19 protein-coding genes are annotated in these 20400 nt (G+C 69.5%); 6 read left to right on the plus strand and 13 right to left on the minus strand.

Annotated features, from left to right (window positions below; genetic code table 11):
* Positions 1–80 precede the first annotated feature (80 nt).
* From NR111_RS04590 to NR111_RS04605, 4 genes are read right to left on the minus strand one after another with little or no spacing between them, the layout of a single operon-like run.
* Complete coding sequence (locus tag NR111_RS04590) at positions 81–1163, minus strand: nitronate monooxygenase family protein (protein ID WP_096906035.1); 1083 nt, start codon at positions 1161–1163, stop codon at positions 81–83.
* Entirely contained in the window at positions 1160–1945 is a 786-nt protein-coding gene (locus NR111_RS04595; protein ID WP_154828927.1) for a CoA-transferase subunit beta, read from the minus strand. The genes NR111_RS04590 and NR111_RS04595 overlap by 4 nt, the downstream gene beginning before the upstream one ends.
* Positions 1945–2874: a CoA-transferase gene (locus NR111_RS04600; protein ID WP_256820077.1), complete on the minus strand. Its 930-nt coding sequence runs from the start codon at positions 2872–2874 to the stop codon at positions 1945–1947. The genes NR111_RS04595 and NR111_RS04600 overlap by 1 nt, the downstream gene beginning before the upstream one ends.
* On the minus strand, positions 2871–3674 hold the full coding sequence (locus NR111_RS04605) for an enoyl-CoA hydratase family protein (RefSeq protein WP_256820078.1): 804 nt from the start codon (positions 3672–3674) through the stop codon (positions 2871–2873). Before NR111_RS04605 ends, NR111_RS04600 begins: the two co-directional genes overlap by 4 nt.
* 76 nt (positions 3675–3750) lie before the next feature.
* Here NR111_RS04605 and NR111_RS04610 point away from each other — a divergent pair, with 76 nt between their 5' ends.
* Together NR111_RS04610 and NR111_RS04615 are read left to right on the plus strand one after the other, a co-directional pair.
* Positions 3751–4524, plus strand: a complete 774-nt coding sequence (locus NR111_RS04610; protein WP_163375488.1) for an SDR family oxidoreductase — start codon at positions 3751–3753, stop codon at positions 4522–4524.
* Between the two features lie 25 nt (positions 4525–4549).
* On the plus strand, positions 4550–5467 hold the full coding sequence (locus NR111_RS04615; protein ID WP_256820079.1) for an SDR family oxidoreductase: 918 nt from the start codon (positions 4550–4552) through the stop codon (positions 5465–5467).
* A gap of 79 nt (positions 5468–5546) precedes the next feature.
* Here the strand turns inward: NR111_RS04615 and NR111_RS04620 are convergent, their stop codons facing one another.
* The 4 genes from NR111_RS04620 to NR111_RS04635 form a co-directional block, all read right to left on the minus strand.
* Positions 5547–6902 carry a hypothetical protein gene (locus tag NR111_RS04620; RefSeq protein ID WP_256820080.1) on the minus strand — a complete coding sequence of 452 codons (1356 nt, stop codon included), beginning with the start codon at positions 6900–6902 and terminating at the stop codon, positions 5547–5549.
* Positions 6903–7206: 304 nt separating this feature from the next.
* A complete protein-coding gene (locus NR111_RS04625; RefSeq protein ID WP_374210688.1) occupies positions 7207–7710 on the minus strand; it encodes a nitroreductase family deazaflavin-dependent oxidoreductase in 504 nt (167 codons plus the stop codon).
* Positions 7707–8291, minus strand: a complete 585-nt coding sequence (locus NR111_RS04630; protein ID WP_096906030.1) for a GNAT family N-acetyltransferase — start codon at positions 8289–8291, stop codon at positions 7707–7709. The genes NR111_RS04625 and NR111_RS04630 overlap by 4 nt, the downstream gene beginning before the upstream one ends.
* 1 nt (position 8292) lies before the next feature.
* Positions 8293–9459 (minus strand): steroid 3-ketoacyl-CoA thiolase, encoded by a 1167-nt coding sequence (locus NR111_RS04635; RefSeq protein ID WP_067711854.1) that lies wholly within the window; start codon positions 9457–9459, stop codon positions 8293–8295.
* Positions 9460–9702: 243 nt separating this feature from the next.
* On the opposite strand from NR111_RS04635, the gene NR111_RS04640 reads away from it, so the two are divergent.
* Positions 9703–10947 carry a cytochrome P450 gene (locus NR111_RS04640; RefSeq protein ID WP_096906029.1) on the plus strand — a complete coding sequence of 415 codons (1245 nt, stop codon included), beginning with the start codon at positions 9703–9705 and terminating at the stop codon, positions 10945–10947.
* A gap of 214 nt (positions 10948–11161) precedes the next feature.
* Positions 11162–12178 (plus strand): alpha/beta hydrolase, encoded by a 1017-nt coding sequence (locus NR111_RS04645; protein WP_256820081.1) that lies wholly within the window; start codon positions 11162–11164, stop codon positions 12176–12178.
* A gap of 31 nt (positions 12179–12209) precedes the next feature.
* On the opposite strand, the gene NR111_RS04650 is transcribed toward NR111_RS04645, so the two are convergent.
* From NR111_RS04650 to NR111_RS04670, 5 genes are read right to left on the minus strand one after another with little or no spacing between them, the layout of a single operon-like run.
* Positions 12210–13115 (minus strand): TIGR03619 family F420-dependent LLM class oxidoreductase, encoded by a 906-nt coding sequence (locus tag NR111_RS04650; RefSeq protein WP_256820082.1) that lies wholly within the window; start codon positions 13113–13115, stop codon positions 12210–12212.
* Positions 13116–13117: 2 nt separating this feature from the next.
* Complete coding sequence (locus tag NR111_RS04655; protein ID WP_256820083.1) at positions 13118–13636, minus strand: nuclear transport factor 2 family protein; 519 nt, start codon at positions 13634–13636, stop codon at positions 13118–13120.
* Positions 13633–14841 carry a thiolase domain-containing protein gene (locus NR111_RS04660; RefSeq protein ID WP_256820084.1) on the minus strand — a complete coding sequence of 403 codons (1209 nt, stop codon included), beginning with the start codon at positions 14839–14841 and terminating at the stop codon, positions 13633–13635. The genes NR111_RS04655 and NR111_RS04660 overlap by 4 nt, the downstream gene beginning before the upstream one ends.
* Complete coding sequence (locus NR111_RS04665; RefSeq protein ID WP_256820085.1) at positions 14838–15899, minus strand: thiolase domain-containing protein; 1062 nt, start codon at positions 15897–15899, stop codon at positions 14838–14840. Before NR111_RS04665 ends, NR111_RS04660 begins: the two co-directional genes overlap by 4 nt.
* 12 nt (positions 15900–15911) lie before the next feature.
* Positions 15912–16931, minus strand: coding sequence for an OB-fold nucleic acid binding domain-containing protein (locus NR111_RS04670; RefSeq protein WP_256820086.1), 1020 nt, complete (start codon positions 16929–16931; stop codon positions 15912–15914).
* A 90-nt stretch (positions 16932–17021) separates the two neighbouring features.
* Here NR111_RS04670 and NR111_RS04675 point away from each other — a divergent pair, with 90 nt between their 5' ends.
* Positions 17022–18056 (plus strand): LLM class F420-dependent oxidoreductase, encoded by a 1035-nt coding sequence (locus NR111_RS04675; RefSeq protein WP_256820087.1) that lies wholly within the window; start codon positions 17022–17024, stop codon positions 18054–18056.
* 88 nt (positions 18057–18144) lie between these two features.
* On the plus strand, positions 18145–19749 hold the full coding sequence (locus NR111_RS04680; protein ID WP_256820088.1) for an AMP-binding protein: 1605 nt from the start codon (positions 18145–18147) through the stop codon (positions 19747–19749).
* The last annotated feature ends 651 nt before the right edge of the window (positions 19750–20400 follow it).

Below are 20400 nucleotides of genomic sequence, written 5' to 3' on the forward strand. Positions count from 1 at the left end.
TTCGCCACAGGTGGTGATTATCGAATACGGACGCCCCCACCCGTTGTGAACATGGGTGGGGGCGTCCGGAGGGCGGTACTTCAGCGGAGTTCGCGGAGCGCGTCCAGCCGTTCGTGAGCCTGGGTCATGATCCGTTGGATCAGTTCGTCACAGCTCGGCAGGTCGTCGATCATGCCCACGACCTGTCCGGAGGCCAGGACTCCGGCCTCGGTGTTGCCCTCGACCAGCCCGGCCTTGAGCAGCATCGGGGTGTTGGCGGCCATGACGATCTGCTGCCACGTCCGGTCGGACGCCTTCCTCATGTTGAGGCCGTCCTTGGCCAGCTGCTGCCACTTCATCCCGGTCATGGACTTGAACTTATTGGCGTTCTGGACGGCGGCGGCCATGCCCTTGAGGGGGCTGCCCGATTCGAGGGCGTTGACCAGGCCGGTGCGCAGGACGCGGTGCGGCATGCCGTCGACACGGGTGGAGACGACGGTGTCCTGGAGCCCACGCTCGAGGTACTGCTTCTTCACGGCGTCGGGCACCTGCGAGTCGCTGGTGAGCAGGAAGCGGGTGCCCATCGCGACGCCGGCGGCGCCGTAGGACAGTGCCGCGACCAGTCCGCGGCCGTCGAAGAAACCGCCGCCGGCGACCACGGGGATCGAGGTGTTGCCGGCGCCGCCGAGGGCGTCGATGACGCTGGGGAGGAGCAGGGTGGTGGCGACCTGGCCGGTATGTCCACCGCCCTCACCGCCCTGGACGATCACCGCGTCGGCGCCCCAGGAGGCGACCTTGACGGCGTGCTTGGCGGCGCCGATGGAGGGGACGACGACGAGGCCGTTCTCCTTCAGCCGGGCGATCAGCTCCGGCTTGGGCGCGAGGGCGAACGACGCGACCTTCACCCCGTGGCGGATCATCAGCTCGCACCGCTCGGCGGCGTCCTCGGCGTCGGCCCGGAGGTTGACGCCGAAGGGCTTGGAAGTGAGCTTCTTGGTCCGCACGATGGCGTCCTCGAGCTCGGCGTAGGTCATGGTGGCCGAGGCGATGATCCCCAGTCCGCCGGCGTTGGCCGTGGCCGCGGTCAGCTCGGGTCCGGAGACCCAGCCCATGCCCGTCTGGACGATCGGGTACTCGACACCGACGAGCTCGGTGAAGGCCGTGGACAGTGTCGGCGCGTTCATGCGGCCGGCACCTCGCGGTCGCGGAACCCGCGCGGGTCCAGCACCTCGCGGATGATGCGCAGCTCCTCGTCCGAGGGGGCGCGGGTGACCGCGGCGTCGGCCAGGCCCTCGATCTCGAAGCCCGTGTTCTCGGCGACCTCGTCGGCCGTGACGCCGGGGTGCAGGCTGACCGCACGCATGCTGCGGTCGGCGCCGCCGAAGTCGAACACGCCCAGGTTGGAGACCACCCGGTGGATGTGGTGGTAACGGAAGGCGGGGTCACCCTCGGTGTAGCGGTCGTAACCGACGCCGCAGACGACGTCGACCTTCGCCGTGAAGACCCGGGAGGAGTGCTTGCCCACCCAGTAGCTGGTGGCGTGGTTGATCGAGTTGCCGGGCGCCCCGCGCAGGCCGAACATCTGGCGGGTGGGCTTCTGCACGTCGTCACCGAACGCGGAGAGGTTCTGGTTGCCGAAGCGGTCGATCTGGTTGGCGCCCATCACCACGTGGCGGGTGCCGGCCTGCAGGACGTCGAACACGCGGGGGAACGGGATGTACCCCTCGAAGTCGATGGTCTTGCCCAGCGGCGGGGTCTGGCCGAGGAATCGGTACTCGCCGTCGGTGATGAGCAGGTCCGGCTCGGTGGTGAGCCGGGCCAGACGCGCGCCGATGGTGGCCATCGGGGTCATGGGGGAGGCGAAGATCTCACCGGCGCCGGCGAAGATCTCCGCGCAGGCGACAGCGCAGTACTCGGCCCTGCTGATGGACTGAGTGGTGGCGGACTCGGTGGTGACGTCGGACATCACTTGGCTCCCTTCTGGGCGGCCTTCTCGGCAGCGACCTTCTCCGCGAACGCGGTGACGGCCTTCTGGTAGTCCTCCTCGGACCCGGACAGGAACTCGTCGACGAACGCCTTCCACGACGTCTCATCCTTCGCGGACGTGGCGTAGTGCTTCTGGAACGCCTCGTCGCGGCCGTAGCCACCCGCGAACGTGAAGTGGGCGCCGTTCGGGGCCTCGGAGACGGTGTCGACGAACATGCGGCTGAGCAGCATGCGCTGCGGGCCGACCTCGTTCATCAGGGCGTCCGCGGAATCGACGATCTCGTCGGTCTCGAGCAGGACGGTGTCCGCGGCCATGGCGTAGAGATCGTCGAAGTACCCGTCGGCGCCGGTGAACGCGGCGTTGCCGTGCTTGTCCGCCTTGTCCAGGTGGATCAGCGCGGCATCCATGCGCAGGGCGGGCATCGCGACCAGGGTCTCGGTCTTGCCGTCGACCTGGTACGGCGAGTCGACGGTCTTGAGCTCGTCGCCCCAGAACCGGAAGACGTCCGAACCGAGGCCGGCGCGGGTCGGCAGGAACGGCAGGCGCTGCGCGGCGGCGGTGAGGCCCGCGCGAACCATGCCCTCGTCCATCTCGCGGGAGATGATCGAACCCTCGGTGCGGCGCGTGGCGAACCAGGGGTCGTAGAACGGGGCCGAGTCCAGGGTGACGAAGCCGTAGTAGGCCTTGGAGACCTTGCCGGCCGAGCACAGCAGGCCGAGGTCCGGGCCGCCGTAGGTGATGACGGTGAGGTCGGTGAGGTCCTCGCGACGCAGGATCGCGCGGACCAGCGCCATCGGCTTGCGTCGGGAACCCCAGCCGCCGATGCCGATCGTCATGCCGCTGGAGAGGCGCGAGACGGCCTCGTCCAGGCTGGAGCGCTTGTCGCGCGGGGTGGGGGTGCTGCTCACTTGTTCTCGCCCGTCCTCTCGGATCGCTTGTCTCGTGTGTCTCGTTTGTCCAAGTTCTGGCCCGTCTTGACGAACTCGTCGCGGTGCTCGTCGGCCACGCCGGCGAGGTTGAGTTCGAACGTGAAACCCTGCTCCATGCGATACGAGGACTTCACGTCGACCGGGTCGATGTGGTTGATGGCTTCCTTGGCCGCCCGGATGACCCGCGTGTCCTTGGCCGCGATGGTCTCCGCGAGGTCGCGTGCCGCGGCGTCCAGCTGGTCGCGGGGGACCACGTTGTAGACGGTGCCCCACGAGTGGAGCTGCTGCGCCGTGACGTTGCGCGACGTGAAATACAGGGTGCGCATCATGTGCGGGGGGACCATCCGGGCCAGGTGCGTGGCGGCGCCGAGCGCCCCCCTGTCCACCTCGGGCAGGCCGAACACCGCATCGTCGGAGGCGACGATGCAGTCGGCGTTGCCCACCAGGCCGATCCCGCCGCCCACGCAGAACCCGTTCACCGCGGCGATCACGGGGACCGCGCACTCGTAGACGGCGTTGAACGCGACGTAGCAACCGCGGTTGGCGGCCAGCAGGTGGTCGAACCCCTCGAAGTCCTGCATCTCCTTGATGTCGACGCCCGCGTTGAATCCCCGGCCCTCGGCCCGGAGGATCACGACGTGGACGTCGGGGTCGCGGCCCGCGGCGAGGATCTGCTCGCCGAGTTCGAACCATCCCGCGGACGGGATGGCGTTGACAGGTGGGTAGTCGACCGTGACGGTGGCTATCCCGTCTGCGCCCTTGTCGACGTTGATGCCCATGGAGCTCCTTCCCACGCCACCGCCGTCCGGGACGGCACAGTGACTAACCAAACGCTTGCTTGGTAGGCTAGCACGCATGACGAACATCGATCTGGGTCTGGCGGGGAAGGTCGTCCTCGTCACGGGGGGCGTACGCGGCGTGGGCGCCGGCATCAGCACGGTCTTCCGGGAGGCCGGCGCGGTGGTCGTCACCTGCGCGCGCCGGCCCGCCGATGAAGGCTCCGACGTGGCCGATCTGGAGTTCCACTCCGTCGATCTCCGCGACGCCGAGGCGGTGCGCGCGATGATCGACGGCATCGTCGCCGACCACGGGCGGCTCGACGTGGTGGTGAACAACGCCGGGGGCGCACCGTTCGCCCTGGCGGCGGAGGCCAGCGCCAACTTCCACGCCAAGATCGTCGCCCTCAACCTGCTGTCGGCGTTGACCGTGGCGCAGGAGGCCAACCGGGTCATGCAGCCGACCGGTGGGGCGATCATCAACATCTCGTCCGTCTCCGGGCACCGGCCCTCGCCCGGCACCGCGTCGTACGGCGCCGCAAAGGCGGGCGTCGATTCGCTCACGCAGTCCCTCGCGGTGGAGTGGGCGCCCGCGGTCCGCATCAACTCCGTCGTGGTGGGTCCGGTCAAGACCGAGCTGGCCGAGATGCACTACGGGGACTCCGACGGCGTGGCGGCCGTCGACGCGACGATCCCGATGGGCCGGATGGCGGACCCGCGGGACGTCGGCCAGGCCGCAGCATTCCTGGCCTCGCCCCTGGCCGCGTACATCACCGGGGCCGAATTGCTGGTCCACGGCGGCGGCGAGAAGCCTGCGTTCCTCTCGGCGTCCACCGCCGACAACAAGCACTGACCACCCACGAACAAGGAGAACAACCATGGGAATCTGCGACGGACGCGTCGTCATCGTCACCGGCGCCGGCCGCGGGATCGGCCGCGAGCACGCGCTGGCCTTCGCCGCCGAGGGCGCCAAGGTCGTGGTCAATGACCTCGGGGCGGGCCTGGACGGATCGAACGTCGGGGAGTCCCCGGCCGAGCAGGTCGTCGCGGAGATCAAGGCCGCCGGCGGCGACGCCGTGGTCAACGGGAACGACATCTCCTCGTGGGAGGGGGCCCGCGAGCTCGTCCAGCAGGCCATCGACACCTTCGGCGGGCTCGACGTCCTGGTGAACAATGCCGGCTTCCTGCGCGACAAGATGCTCGTCGGCATGGGGGAGCAGGACTGGGACAACGTGATCAACGTCCACCTCAAGGGCCACTTCGCGCCGCTGCGGCACGCCGCCGAATACTGGCGCGCCGAGTCCAAGGCCGGTCGCCCGCGCCAGGCCCGGGTCATCAACACCTCGTCCGGCGCCGGACTGTTCGGATCGGTGGGCCAGGGCAACTACGCCACGGCCAAGGCCGGCATCGCGCTGCTGACCATCCAGACCGCCGCCGAGATGAAGGGCTACGGGGTCACCGCCAACGCCATCGCTCCGGCCGCGCGGACCCGCATGACCACCTCCGCGGGGGAGGGAATGGCCTCGCAGATGGCCGCGCCCGAGGACGGGTCCTTCGATGCCATGGACCCGGCCAACATCTCGCCGCTGGTCGTGTGGCTGGGCTCCGAGGAGTCGGCGCAGGTGACCGGTCGGGTGTTCGAGGTCGAGGGCGGCAAGGTCACCGTCTGCGACGGGTGGCAGCGTGCCGCGTCCGAGGACAAGGGTGCCAAGTGGGAGCCCGCGGAGCTCGGGTCGCTCGTGCCCCGTCTGCTCGACGAGTCGCCCACCCCGGTGCCGGTCTACGGGGCTCGCTGACTCCGCCACGACAACGAGGAACCCCGCACCGTGATGGTGCGGGGTTCCTCGTTTCGCGAGCCGGTTGGGGCGGGCGAGGTCAGGCGCCGGGCTCCGGGCACTGCTGCGCGTCGACGGAACCGAGGCCGGCCAACTGGTCGACCTGGGCCTGCGGGAGGTCGCAGACGGTCGGCAGCGGCGGCAGGCCGGGCAGCGGCGGGAGAGCGAGAGTCCCGTTCGCGGCGGCCGTCGCGACCATGGCGCCACCTCCGGCGGACGCTCCCAGGGCCAGGACCGGGAGCAGGCTCCCCGTGCCGCTCTCGCCGAGGCTGGCGAAGCTCTCGAGGGAGGCGAGTGCGCCCATCTCCGAACCCAGGTTGGTCGAGAAGGTGCCCTGCATGGAGCCGTTCTCGAGAGACCCGGTGAGCGCGGTGAGCGAGCCGTTGACCTCGGTGAGTTCACCGAACGAACCGGTGATGACCTCGGCGCTGCCACCGGTCGATCCCGTGATCAGATCGGAGCTCTGGCCCGTCGATCCGCCGTTGCCCGAGAGGGATCCGGAGGTCTCCGAGATGGAACCGGACAGCGCCGGGAGGATGCCGCCCTCGGCGATCGAGCCGATGATCGGGTCGGCGGAGTTGCTCTCCACCGACCCGGCGAGCTGGTTGGCGGAACCGTTGGTCAGCGACCCGGCGATGCCCTCACCGACGAGCTCCGCAGAGCCGCCGATGCCCTCGGTCGAACCGTCCGGGAAGTTGGCGGACAGCGGGGGCAGTTCCGCGGAGCCTCCGAGGAGGTTAAGTTCGGTGGACAGCGGCGACATGCCGGTGGAACCCATGCCGTCGGAACCGGTCAGAGGCGCGAGGTCGGACGAACCGAACTCGGCGGAGCCGCCGAGCAGGTTGGTGGACAGCGGGGCCATATCGGTGGAGCCGGCCTCGGTGGACTGGAAGTCCGCGGAGCCGCCGAGGAGGTTGGTGGACAGCGGCGGGAGTTCGGACGACGCGGGCAGCGCCGCGGAACCGCCGAGGAGCTCGGAGGACAGCGGAACGGTCCCGAGCGACCCGGTCAGGGTCTCGGGGAGGGCCGCGGAGCCGCCGAGGGGATCGGTGCTGAGGGCGGGCAGTTCGGACGAGTCGAAGGTCGCCGAGCCTCCGAGCGGCTCCGAGCTGAGAGCGGGCAGTTCGGACGAGTCGAAGGTCGACGATCCACCGAGTGGCTCGGAGCTGAGAACGGGGAAGTCGCCCGAGCCAGGCAGGGCCGAGGAGCCCTCGAGCGGGTTCAGGCCGGACGAACCGCCGGCGAGGTCACCGGCGGAGCCGGTGAACGGGTCGAGCAGATCGCCGATGATCCCCAGGTCGGGGAAGGCGCTCTGGGCATTGGCGATACCGGTCGCGCCGGAGATGGCGAGCGCCGCGGTGGCAGCGACGGCTGCGGCCCTGGTTGATTTGTTCACGGAAGGTCCTCTCGGGTCATTGCGGTTTCCTGGGAACCGTGTCGACCACGAGGTCGCCGGCCACACCATTTCACTTCGATGAGAATCCTCTAAGAAAGCGCTGGTGTCAACGCCCTTCTCAGAAGATGTTAATGAAGTGATCAGAGTGGCGAAAATGTTGTTCACCCACGTGAGAACGCCGCAGTGTGAAGCCGCAGGAGCGGGTCACCGGCGCCGTGCGAACCAGAGAAGAGACACTCCATCGAAGAATCAGCTGAGGCCGGGGCTCCCGGTCGGGAACCCCGGCCTCAGCCGGTCGCCTCGGTCAGGTCTTCGGTTCGCAGATGATGACCGGGATGACCCGGCTGGTGTTGGCCTGGTAATCGGCGAAGTCCGCGTAGCGCTCGACGAGCCTGGGCCACAACTCGGCGCGCTCGGACGGGGTCGCCTCCCTCGCCGTCATCGCGCGACGGCGGCGACCCACCTGGACCGTCACGTTCGGGTCGGCCAGCACGTTGTAGTACCACTGAGGATGCTTGGGGAGTCCGCCCTGGGAAGCGACGAGCAGGACCCGGTCCCCGTCCGGGAGGTGGAGCAGCGGCACTGTCCGCGGCTCGCCGGACTTGCGGCCGGTCGTCGTCACGAGGCACACGGGGACCGGGGCCCGCAGCGCGGAACCCACCCGCCAGGAGCCGCCGACCCGCCCGCCGGACACCCGGTACGCCCACGTGTTGACCCGCGACATCACCTTGATGACGCCCACGACCCACGGCGCGCCGCGCCTCGGGTCGTCGACGCCGGTCTCGGGGGTGGGACCGGCTCCGCTCACCGGTTACCGGCCATCGGTGCGCGGACGATCAGGTGCTTGCCGGGGAAGAACGCGGCGAGTTCGCGGCGGCTCTCCTTGAGCGACCGGAGCCCGAAGCCCTTCTTGCGCTCCTCGGGGCGGATCCAGATGGCCACATCGACGTCGCCGTTGTCGATCTGCTCACCGAAGACGAGCCCGATGGGCGCGTCACGGTCGGTGTCGACCGCCACGAACCACATCGCCGACTCGGCCTCGATACGGTCCAGACCGTTCCGCAACTCCTGCTCGGTCTTCTCCCGGTCCCAGGTCCCGCCGGTCGCGGACGTCTCATCGGACGAGCGTGCGTGATAGAGGGACGTGTGCTCCTCGGACTCCGTGAAGGGACGGAGGGTGAAGCCCTGTCCGGCCCCGCCAGCCGGCCCTCCGGAGGGGGAGCCGGCGAACGCCTCGAGTGGGGCCCGCAGGACCTCGCCCGCCTCGTCGGGGGACACCGATAGCAGGCTCGCGATGGCGCGGACCGCGTCCTCGGGGCCGTCGGCCGACGACACGGCGGCGAAGACCTCCCGCCGGCGGTTCGCGGCCGTCTCGATGGCGTTGCTCATGTCAGATCCTCTCGATGATGCTCGCCGAGGCCTGGGCGCCTCCCGCGCACATCGTGATGAGGGCGCGTTCGCCGTCCGTGCGCTCGAGCTCGTGCAGGGCGGTGGTGATGAGCCGCGACCCGGTGCTGCCGACGGGGTGGCCGATCGCGATGGCCCCTCCGTTGACGTTGACCTTGTCCATGTCGGGCCCGTGCACCTGCGCCCAGCTTAGGAGCACGGAGGCGAACGCCTCGTTGCATTCGAAGAGATCGAAGTCCGAGATCGACATGCCGGAGCGGTCGAGGACCCGCTGGGTGGCCTGGACCGGGCCGTCGAGGTGGTACTCGGGCTCGCCGCCCACGAGTGCCTGGTGGAGGATCCGTGCCCGCGGCTTCAGTCCGTGCGCCCTGGCCACGTCCTCGTCCATGAGCAGGACGGCGGCCGAACCGTCGGACATCTGACTGGAGGTGCCGGCGGTGTGCAGTCCGCCCTCCATGACGGGTTTGAGGGACGCCAGTGCCTCGGCGGTGGTGTCGCGCAACCCCTGGTCGCGGGTGACCGTCACCGTCTCACCGGTGTAGGTGCCGTCCTTGAGGCGCTCGGGGGCGTCGACGGCGAAGGTCTCGCGATCGAAGCGGCCCTCCTCCCACGCGCGCTTCGCGTTGGCCTGGGACCGGACACCCAGTTCCTCGAGGTCGGCGCGGCTCAACCCGCGGCGCTTCGCGATCCGGTCGGCCGCGGTGAACTGGTCGGGCAGGTCGACGTCCCAGTCGTCCGGGCGCGGCATCCCGTTGGAGCCGTCGCCGACGGCGGCGCGCAGCGCGATCCAGCTCATCGACTCGACGCCGCACGCGATCCCGACGTCCATCGCCCCCGCGTGGATGAGGTTGGCGATGAAGTGATTGGCCTGCTGCGCGGACGAGCACTGGCAGTCGATGGTCGTGCACGCCGTCTGCCACGGCAGTCCCGACGCGAGCCAGGCGCCGCGGGTGACGTTGTTCCCCTGGGCGCCGGCCTGGGTGACGCACCCTCCGACGACCTGCTCGACGAGCGCGGCGTCGATCCCGGCGCGCCGGATGACCTCCTTCTGCGAGGCCCCCAGCAGGTGCGCGGGGTGCAGGCCCGACAGTGCGCCGCGAGCCTTTCCGATCGGGGTCCGGACGGCCTCGACGATGACGGGATTTCCCATGGATGCGCTCCTTCGGAAGCAAGGTTAGAACGAGTTCTAGTTTACGTCACCCGGCGGGGGATTCCGAGTTCGCGGTGCGGGGGGCGACCGGGCGCTCCGGGCGATCAGGAACGACGACCCAGAAGTGAACGTGTTCCAGTATGGTGCCTATAACGTGTTCTAGATTACATTGCGGGGTGAGGGCAGAGATGTCCCGGCGCCGTTCGAGCACGAGACGCAATCAGACGTGGTCAAGGAGTGCCAGTGCAGCCAGTCACCATTCCCGAGGGGTTCGATTTCACGGATCCGGAGCTCTACGAGAAGCGCCTACCGCATCCCGAGTGGGCCCACCTCCGCCGGACCGAGCCGATCTGGTGGTGCGCCAAGGACCCCGGGGTCGACGGTTTCGACGACGACGGCTACTGGGTCGTCACCAAGCACGAGGACGTCAAGGAGATCTCGCGCCGGACCAACGAGGTCTTCTCCACCTTCGAGAACACCGCCATCCCGCGCTTCGCCCCCGGCACCGAGCGGGAGATCGTCGAGCTCACCCGCCTGCTGTTCATCAACCAGGACGGCGAGGAGCACAAGAAGTACCGGCGGATCATCTCGAAGGGGTTCACCCCGCGCAACATCGAGAAGATGCGCGAGCACCTCGCCGAGAAGGCCAAGAACATCGTCGAGACCGCGGCGGCGAAGGGCAGCGGCGACTTCATCGTCGACGTCGCCTCCGAGCTCCCGCTCCAGGCGATCGCCGAGCTCATCGGCATCCCGCTGGAGGACCGTCACCAGATCTTCGAGTGGTCCAACCAGATGACCAGCTACGACGTCCCCGGCAAGGTCGAGGAGTCGCAGATGGCCAACGCCATGGTGCTCTCCTACGCCCAGGAGCTGGCCACCAAGCGCGAGACCGACCCCCGTGACGACCTGGTCACCAAGCTCATCCAGGCCGATGTCGACGGCGAGAAGCTCACCTCCGACGAGTTCGGCTGGTTCGTGGTCCTGCTCGCGGTGGCGGGCAACGAGACCACCCGCAACGCCACGACCCACGGGATGATCGCGTTCCTCGAGAACCCCGACCAGTGGGAGCTGTTCAAGCGCGAGCGCCCGGCGACCGCCTACGACGAGATCCTGCGGTGGGCCTCCCCGATCACCTCGTTCCAGCGCACCGCCACCGAGGATGTGGAGATCGGCGGGGTGACCATGAAGAAGGGTGACCGTGCCGCGATCATGTACGGCTCGGCGAACTTCGACGAGGACGTCTTCTCCGATCCGTTCACGTTCGACATCACCCGCGACCCGAACCCGCACCTGACGTTCGGCGGCAACGGCCCGCACTACTGCATCGGCGCCAACCTGGCCAAGCTGCAGATCGAGCTGATCTTCAACGCGATCGCCGATCACATGCCGGACATCACCTCGCTGGGGGACTCGACGCGTCTGCGTTCGGGCTGGCTCAACGCGATCCAGGACTGGAAGGTCGACTTCAAGTGCCCGGTCATGCACTGACCTGACACAGCGAGCCTGACACCGCGAGCCTGACACAGCGAGCAGCCAGACCCGGCCCCCGGCCGGTCAGCCCCGGTCCCGCCTGTTCCGCAGGCCGGGCCGGGGCTCTCGTCTCGGGGGAGGGGTGACCTCGTCGTCGTCGGCGTCGTCGACAGACCTCGCACACACCCCGAACCGATCCCGTCAGCCCCATCGAACAGGCAAGGTGATCACCATGATCGACCACCGCTCCGTCGACCGTGACGGCGTCCGACTGCACTACGTGGTCGCCGACCCCGACCCCCGGTCCGCCACGGCGCCGACCGGCGACGGCCCCGGGACCGTGGTTCTCCTGCACGGTTTCCCGCACTTCTGGTTCACGTGGCACCGCCTGATCCCCGACCTGACCGCGGCCGGATGGCGGGTCATCGCCCCCGACCTGCGCGGGATGGGCGGGTCGGACGCGCCCACGGACGTCGCGGCGTACGCCCCGCGTGAGGTCGTCGACGACGTGGTGGCCGTCTGCGATGCCGAGGACGCGGGCCGGGTGGTACTGGTGGGCTTCGACTTCGGCGCCGGCGTCGCCTACGACACGTGCCACCTCGAACCCGGGCGGGTCCGCGCGGTGATCGGGATGGAGAACCCGTTCATGAGCACCGCCGGGTCGGTCCCGCCCCTGGAGGGGTCCGCGATGATGGCGCAGAAGCACTTCCTCCACCTGCACTACTTCGCGCAGCCCGGTGTGGCCGAGGCCGACCTGGCGGGGCGCGAGCGTGAATTCCTCACCCGCGTCTTCTGGGCACTGTCCGCGGACTATCACTACCTCGACGTGTGGCAGCATCCGCCCGGCTCCACCTATCTCGACGCGCTGCCCGAGGCGCCGCCACTGCCCTGGCCGTGGCTGTCCGTCGAGGAGATGGACACCTACGAGGCGGAGTACGCGCGGACCGGGTTCGCGGGGCCGCTGCAGTGGTATCGGGCGATGGACGTGAGCTGGCACGCGCGCAAGGAGTTCGAGCGGCAGACCAACCCCGTGCCCTTCTACTTCCTCTACTCCGAGCACGACCCGGACCTCGAGGGATTCCACGGCCGCGACCCGTTGACCAAGCTCGGCCGCTATCACGACGACGTGCGGATGGTCCGCGCGATCACGGCGCCGGCGGGACACCTCATGCACCTCGAGGCCACGCAGGACACGCACCGGGAGATCCTCGCCTGCCTGGACGACGTCGCTGCGCACCTGCCCGCCTGAGGGGCATCACGCGCCGAAGCGCCCCGTGCAACTAGCCGGTGAGGCCGTACTTCTCGCCGAAGCGGGCGATCGACTCGATCTTCTGCTCGGCCGTGCAGTCGTAACCGTGGCCCTCGATCAGCCATGGCATGACGATGATGTCGGTGACGCCGGCCTCCGCCAGTTCGGCGAAGCCCTTCGAGCCGTAGCGGTCCAGGCACACCACCTGGATGGCGAATCGCTTGCCGTCGCCGCGATCGGCCAGCGAGCGCCCCTGCTCCTCGAGCAGCTCGCCCAGGCGGGTGACGGTGGTGACGATCTCGTCGAACCCCATCATCGCGCTGGTCCAGCCCTGGCCGACGCGGGCGGCGCGCTTGAGCGCGATCTCGGTGTGGCCGCCGACGTAGAAGGGGACCTGCTCGGACGGCGCCGGGGTGAAGATGAGCTCGTCGAAGTCGAAATGGTCGCCGTGGAACTCCATCCACTGGCCCCGCAGGCCCTCGCGCAGGATGGCCAGCGACTCGTCGGTGCGTTTGCCGCGGCCCTTGAACGGCGCGCCGCACCATTCGAACTCGTTGGGGTCCCAGCCGATGCCCACGCCCAGGTCCAACCGGTTGCCGGTGAGCAACGCGACCGACCCCACCTGCCGGGTGAGCAGCAGGGGGTTGCGCGGGCCCACCTTGAGCACCTGAGGGCAGAAGCGGATCCGGGAGGTCGCTCCACCCATGGCGGCGCAGGCGATGAGCGGCTCCACCCACTCGGTGTTCTCGTCCCACATCCGGGAACCGTCCGGGGTGTACGGGTAGTCCTTGTCCTGACGCCGCGGGTGGAACAGGGAGTCGGGCAGGACGATCCGGTCGATGCCCGCGGCCTCGGCCCCGCGGGCGATGTCGAGGTACTGGTCGACGGGGGAGAAGGAAACGGGGACGGAGAACTCGACATCCGCTACGCGGCTCATGGTCATTCGCTCTTTCCTGCGGCACCGGCGATGGCTGCCCGGTCGTCGTCGGTCAGCGGACGCAGTCCTGAGGCCATGGCCACGTCCTGTTCCCAGAAGGCACGAAGGTTCACGAGCCGACCCTGGGAGTCGACACGGTAGTCCACGGCGATGTCGATCTCCATGATGCTGGAGCCCATGTGGGTGCGCATGGTGCCGACGCAGAGGAGTTCGTCGCCCGCTGCGATCCCGCGGTCGAACCGGAACTCGATGTGATCCGGGGTGGCCACGGCCTTCTCCCAGAATTCCAGGAGCCTCTCCGTGCCGGTGTGGCCGAGGCCCTCGGCGTCGAACATCGACGGGCCCACGGGATCCTCGATGGTGCCCTCGGGGTTCCAGCCGGCGATCCAGGCGTCGCGGTCGCCGGCGTTGGTCGCGGCCCACGAGCGGCGCGCGGCGGCGTAGGCGGGACTCGCCAGCGCTGCGTCGCTCATCTCGAGCGGGCGGTACTGCCCGTCGGCGTCCAGATAGGGGTTGCTCATGAGTGACGCTCCGGACGGTCGGTCCCCACGACCCACATGGAGAAGTACTGGGATCCACCGCCGTACGCGTGGCCCAGGGCCTTGCGCGCGCCGGGGACCTGGTGCTCGTCCGCCCGGTTCATCACCTGGCGGGCGGCCTCGGCGAACCGGAGCATGCCGGACGCGCCGATGGGGTTCGAGCACAGCACGCCGCCGGACGGGTTGACCGGCAGGGAGCCGTCGCGCGCGGTGGCACCGGACTCGGTCATGCGCCACCCCTCGCCCTCCGCGCAGAACCCGAGGTTCTCCAGCCACATGGGCTCGAACCAAGAGAACGGCACGTAGATCTCGGCCGCGTCGATCTCCTCTGCCGGGTTGGTGATCCCGGCCTCGGCCCAGAGGGCGGCGGCGGCGTCGCGGCCGGCCTGCGGGCTGCGGTAGTTGCGGTAGGCGAAGGTCCCGGGCTCGGTGCGCAGCGCGGTGGCGTGGACCCACGCGACCTGTCGGCCGGCGGACTCCACGGCCTCGGCCGCCTCGGCATCGCCGATGACTATCGCGCACGCGCCGTCGGAGGAGGGGCAGGTCTCGTCGAACCGGATGGGGTCCCACAACATCTGTCCCTGCAGCACCTTGTCGATCGTGATGTCGGGCTGCTTGAGGTGGGCGTGCGGGTTGACCGAACCGTTGAGGCGGTCCTTGACCGCGACCATCGCGCCCACGTGCTCGGGCGCCCCGGTGGTGCGGATGTAGGAGCGCACGTGGGGGGCGAAGTAGCCGCCCGCGCCGGCCCCGACGGGCGCGGTGAACGGCACGGGCAGGCTGAGCGCCCACATGGCGTTGGACTCGGACTGCTTCTCCCACGCCACTGCCAGCACCCGGCGGTAGCGGCCGGACTGGACGTGGGACGCGGCGACGACAGCGGTCGAGCCGCCGACGGACCCGGCCGTGTGGACGCGCAGCAGCGGTTTGCCGACGGCGCCGAGAGCGTCGGCCATCATCAGCTCGGGCATCATGACGCCCTCGAACAGGTCGGGGGCCTTGCCGACGATCACGGCGTCGATGTCGTCCCAGCCGACCCCGGCGTCGATCATGGCGGCATCGATGGCCTCGCGGCAGAGCCCGGCCATGGAGATGTCGGTGCGGCGGGCGACGTGGTGGGTCTGGCCGGTCCCGAGGACGGCGGCGGGCAGACCGGAGCCGTGGGTTCCGGATGCGGGGGCGCTCATGCGGTGCGTCCTTCCAGGAGGCAGATGAGGTTCTGCTGCAGCAGGTGGCCGCTGGTGGCGTGGGCGAGGGCGCGCTCGGAGCGGCCCTCCCAGATGCTGTGCGCGGCGTAGCCGATGCGCTCGAGGCCCGCGGAGAACAGCGGGTCCGCGAGCAGGGAGCCGCCCGACGGGGTCACGGCGACGTCGTCGGAGATGCCCAGCGCGCCGCGCAGGAGGAGCTCCTGGTGGGTGTACTGGGTGTGGAGCTCGGCCACCGAGACGCCGCCGAGGTCTGGGCGGTCCCCGGACGAACCGGTCGCGCGGACGGCGGCGGCGCGGGCGGACGGGGAGTCGGTGAGGTCCCGTGCGCCGAACTCGGCGGAGTCGGCGATGTGTTCCATCCCGGTGATGTACGCCGGGGTGTCGACCAGCTCGCGGGCCCGGTCGGCGGAGGCGAGGATGATCGCGCCGGCGCCGTCGGTGACGGGCGGGCAGTCGTGCTGACGCAGTGGGTCGGCCACGTACGGCTCGGCGAGCAGGTCCGTCTCGTCGCGGCCGGTCGCGCGGGCGGCGACGGCGGCCATCTCCGCCTCGGACCACCGGCCGGCGTCGATGCCGGCGCGGGCCTGCAGGGCGGCGACGTGGTGCCGGCCGGGCCACAGCGGGGCGACGGTGTACGGGTCGAGCTGCAGCGCCAGGGCGGAGTCGAGATCGGTGCTGGCCGAGGCCTTGCCGAACCCGTAGACCAAGGCGGTGTCGGCCTGTCCGGAGGCGATCTTGAGGTAGGCCTCGAAGAACGCCCAGGCGGCGTCCATCTCGACGTGCGACTCGGAGATCGGCGGGACCGCGCCGATCGAGTCGACCGCGGAGATGAACGAGAAGGCGCGGCCGGCGAGGTAGTCCGAGGAGCCGGAGCACCAGAACTCGATGTCGGTGCGATCCAGTCCGGTCTGCCGGTAGCACTCGGCGAAGACGGGGGCGAGCATCTCGACACCGTTGGTGGTGCCGAAGGTGGATTCGGTGTGGCGGGCGTGGGCGAATCCGACGACGGCCACGTCCCGGGGTGCGTTGGGGGTCACGTGTGGTGTCCTCTACAGGTGATCGGCGTAGGTGTCGGGGTCGGCGTCGGGATCGCCGGTGGGCTCGAAGTGCGCGATGGCCTTCATCGAGGCGGGGCGCTCGGACTCGGGGGTCCACACGGCGCGAACGCGCATCCCCATCCGCACCTCGGACGCCTCGCAGCCCAGCACCAGGTGCTGGATGGGCACGTCGGAACCGTCGAGCAGGATGTAGGCGGTGACGTACGGAGGCTTGATCTGCTGACCGGCGAACGGCACGTTGACGATGCCGAACGTGGTCACCGTGCCGATGTCGGACACCTCCACGTATTCGCCCATGGCCACGCCGTCGGACGGGCAGTAGTCGCGCGGGGGCACGTAGACCTCGGGGCCGTTGGAGCGGCGCCGCCCCAGCACCTTGCCCTGCACGATCGCGCGCAGGTACTCGCTCTCGGCGGGTCCGGCGGTGTGGGTGACCGACAGGCCGATCGGCGTCACCACGGTGGTGACCGGGTCGTCGGTCTGCTGCGGGACCTCGTCGTCGTCGACACCGGCGTCGACCGGGGCGTCGGCGGGGACCACGCACGCGATGTCGTGGATGGTCCCGGTGCGCTCGGCGGCCCACCGCAGCCGGACGCGCATCCCGGTGCTCACCGCGTCGGGGCCGTCGACGGCCAGCGGAAGGAGCATGGCGGTGTCCGCGCCGTCGAACCGCACGAGCGCCCACGCGAACGGGGAGTCCAGGGGGTTGACCTCGGTGGGTTCGGGGACCCAGGTCCATGCGACGACGAGGCCCTCGATCCCGGAACCGGAACCCACCTCCACGGTCTCCGTGAGGGCCCGGCGTGTGTGGGGGTCGAACTCGACGGGCGGCAGGTGCACGGTGCCGGCCGAATCGCGGTTACCGACCAGGCGTCGATCGCGGAGGCCGGTGAAGAACGCTCCCAGCACCGGGCCGGTCGACCGTGTGTAGTCGAACGACGGGGCCAGGGACGCCGACAGTACGGGCTCGTCCGGTGGGGTGATATCGACAACGATCTCTCTGGATGTCACGCCCTCGAGTAGAACACGTTCCACCGCGGGTTGTGTGGGTTTCCCCGGGCGGGACACCACGGGCCAGCGGCGTGGGTCACACTGATGCGCATGAAATTCGCGCTGCAACTCGGATACTGGGGCGCCCAGCCGCCCACCAATCACGCCGACCTCGTGGTGGCGGCGGACCGGGCGGGGTTCGACACCGTCTTCACCGCCGAGGCCTGGGGGTCGGACGCCTTCACGCCCCTGGCCTGGTATGGCTCGCTCACCGAGCGAATCCGACTGTCGACGGCCGTCGTACAACTCTCGGCGCGTACGCCCACGGCCACCGCGATGAGCACCATGACCCTCGACCATCTGTCGAACGGCCGGTTCTGCCTGGGCCTCGGCGTCTCGGGACCGCAGGTCGTGGAGGGTTGGTACGGGCAGGCCTTCGCCAAGCCGCTGGCGCGGACGCGGGAGTACATCGACATCATCCGGAAGGTGCTGCGGCGCGAGGGGCCCGTGACGTCCGACGGTCCCGCGTACGCCCTGCCCTACCGGGGCGCGGACGCCTCCGGGCTGGGCAAGCCGCTCAAGTCGATCCTGCATCCGCTGCGCGAGGACGTGCCGATCTGGCTGGGTGCCGAGGGGCCCAAGAACGTGGCGCTGGCCGCCGAGATCGCTGACGGTTGGCTGGGGTTCCTCGCCTCCCCGCGGACCGCGGACGAGTTCAACGCGTGGCTCGACGAGGGGTTCGCGCGCCCCGGCTCACGGCGGACGCGCGAGGACTTCGAGGTGGCCTTCCTCTGCCAGCTCCACGTGACAGAGGACCGGCGCGCGGTCCTGGACGCCTACAAGCCGTTCACCGCGCTGTACGCGGGCGGGATGGGCGCTGAGGAGAAGAACTTTCACGCCGAGGCGTTCCGTCGGATGGGGTTCGCCGACGACGTGGACCGCATCACCGAACTGTTCCGCACCGGGCGCAAGGAGGAGGCGGCCGCCGCGGTGCCGGACGAGATGGTCGAGGCCACCGCGATCATCGGCGACGCCGACTCGGTGCGCTCGCAGATCGCCGAATGGGAGGCGGCGGGCATCACCATGCTCGTGGTGACCGCCCGGACGGTCGAGGAGATCGAGACGATCGCGCAGTTCATCGACTGACGTGGCCAGGGGGCCGGCGCCCGGCGGATCCGGGCCGGCAGAGGGCAAAGCCTCGACGGGGGCTAGAACGCGTTCTAGTGTGGGGTGCATGAGCGCACCCACACCCTCCGTCCCCGCCGACGCCGGCGTCCTCGACTCGCGGACCGGGGAGCACGTGACCAGCGTCTACCGGATCGCCGAGGCCCAGCCGGACCGTGTCGCGGTGATCGAGGCGGGCGGTCGGCAGGTGACTTTCGGCGAACTCGTGGGCGTCGCCCACGGCTACGCCCGCGGCCTTCGTGAGCTCGGGCTGGAGGCCGGGGACTGCATCGTCCTCCTGGCGCCGAACAGCATCGGGTTTCTCGAGGTCTACTACGCGGCGATCGAGATCGGCCTCTACGTGGCCCCCGCGAATTGGCATCTGACCGGCCCGGAGGTCGCCTACATCCTCGAGAACTCGGGATCGACGGTGTTCATCGCCGACGAGCGGTTCGCCGACGTCGCCACCGCCGCCGCCGCGGAGGCCGGGCTCGACCCCGCCCGCTGCTACGCCATCGGCGACGTCCCCGGGTTCCGTCCGCTCGCCGAGCTCACCGCCCCGGCCCAGGGGGAGGACCCCTTGCCGTCGTCCCGGACCCTCGGCGCTCCGATGCTCTACACCTCCGGCACCACCGGACGCCCCAAGGGTGTGCGGCGCCCGCTCACCGGTGCCTCGCCCGACCAGGTGACGGTGCCCAACTACTACTTCTTCGCCGGGTTCGACATCCAGGCGCCGGACAACGTCCACATCTGCGGCTCGCCGCTGTACCACACGGCCGTGCTCAACTTCGTCACCATCTCGCTCAACCTCGGGCAGGCCGCAGTCCTCATGGACAAGTGGACGCCCGAGGAGATGCTGCGGCTCATCGACGCCCACGGCGTCACCCAGTCGCACATGGTGCCGACCCAGTTCTCCCGACTGCTCGAGCTGCCCGAGGACGTGCGCGCGAAGTACGACGTGTCGAGCCTGCGCACGATCGTCCACGGTGCCGCGCCGTGCCCCAAGCACGTCAAACAGGCGATGCTCGACTGGTGGGGCCCCGTGCTCACGGAGTATTACGCCGGCACCGAGGGTGGTGGATGCACCATCACCGGCGAGGAGTGGCTGCGCAAGCCCGGCAGCGTGGGACGGCCCTGGAAGACCACCACCCTGAAGATCCTCGACGACGACGGCAACGAGCTGCCCACCGGCGAGATCGGCAACGTCTACCTGCAGATGCACGGCTCCAAGTTCGAGTACCACCAGGACGCGGAGAAGACGGCGAAGACGTATGTCGGCGAGCTGTTCACCATGGGCGACATCGGGTACGTCGATTCCGACGGATACCTGTTCCTGTGTGACCGCAAGAACGACATGATCATCTCCGGCGGCGTGAACATCTACCCGGCCGAGATCGAGTCCGAGATGACCCGCCACGAGGCGGTCCGCGACGCGGCGGTGTTCGGAATCCCGCACAAGGACTGGGGCGAGGAGGTCAAGGCCGTCATCGAACTCGCGGAAGGCTACCCCGAGTCCGACGAGCTCAAGACGCAGATCCTCGAGGACCTGTCCGGTCGGCTGGCGAAGTTCAAGATGCCGCGCTCGATCGACGTGGTGGACGAGCTTCCCCGCCAGGCCAACGGGAAGCTGATGAAGCGCACGCTGAAGGATCCGTACTGGGCAGACGCTCAATAAACACACGTCAGGCCCCGGAGAGGGGCTGTGCGACGGCGTGGCCGGGCCATCTTCGTGGTCCGGCCACGCTTTATTTATATCGCCGATTCCGCAGCTGGAGTCCGTACCTGAGTTCAAAGATCGTGCGGTACAGGCGGTATCCGCACTGTTTTATGAAGGATTACACACTTAGATAAATGCTCGCTAATGTGATGGGCGTCCAGTGGCCGCGAGAGGCCACGTCCACCCATGCTCGGGGGAGCTCAGATGGCGCCGATTCGACGGCGAATAGCCGCGTTGGTCAGCTCGGTCGTGTTGGCCACGACGACGCTCGTAGTGGGTCAGGCGCCTGCGGTGTCGGCCCAGCCGACGACGGGCATCGGCCCGGTGTCGGTGGGGGTTGATGGCGTTGGCATCGCGGACTACGCCAATTGGACCCGGACGGTCAGTGAGGGGGCGCCCCGGCAGGGCGACCTGGTGAGCGTGACCAACGTGATCGAGGGCAACGATGTAGCGGCCTACACGAATATCTTGTGGATGAAGGAATTTCATCCCAGTTGCCTCGAACGGCAGGGCGACGGGTGGTCGATTTCGGGGCATCGGATCGGATCGCCAGGCGAGCTGGGTTCCACCAGTCCCCGGTCGTACTCTCCCACCGACCGAGCCGACGAA

Source organism: Dietzia sp. Die43 (assembly GCF_024519835.1).
GTDB classification, from domain to species: domain Bacteria; phylum Actinomycetota; class Actinomycetes; order Mycobacteriales; family Mycobacteriaceae; genus Dietzia; species Dietzia kunjamensis.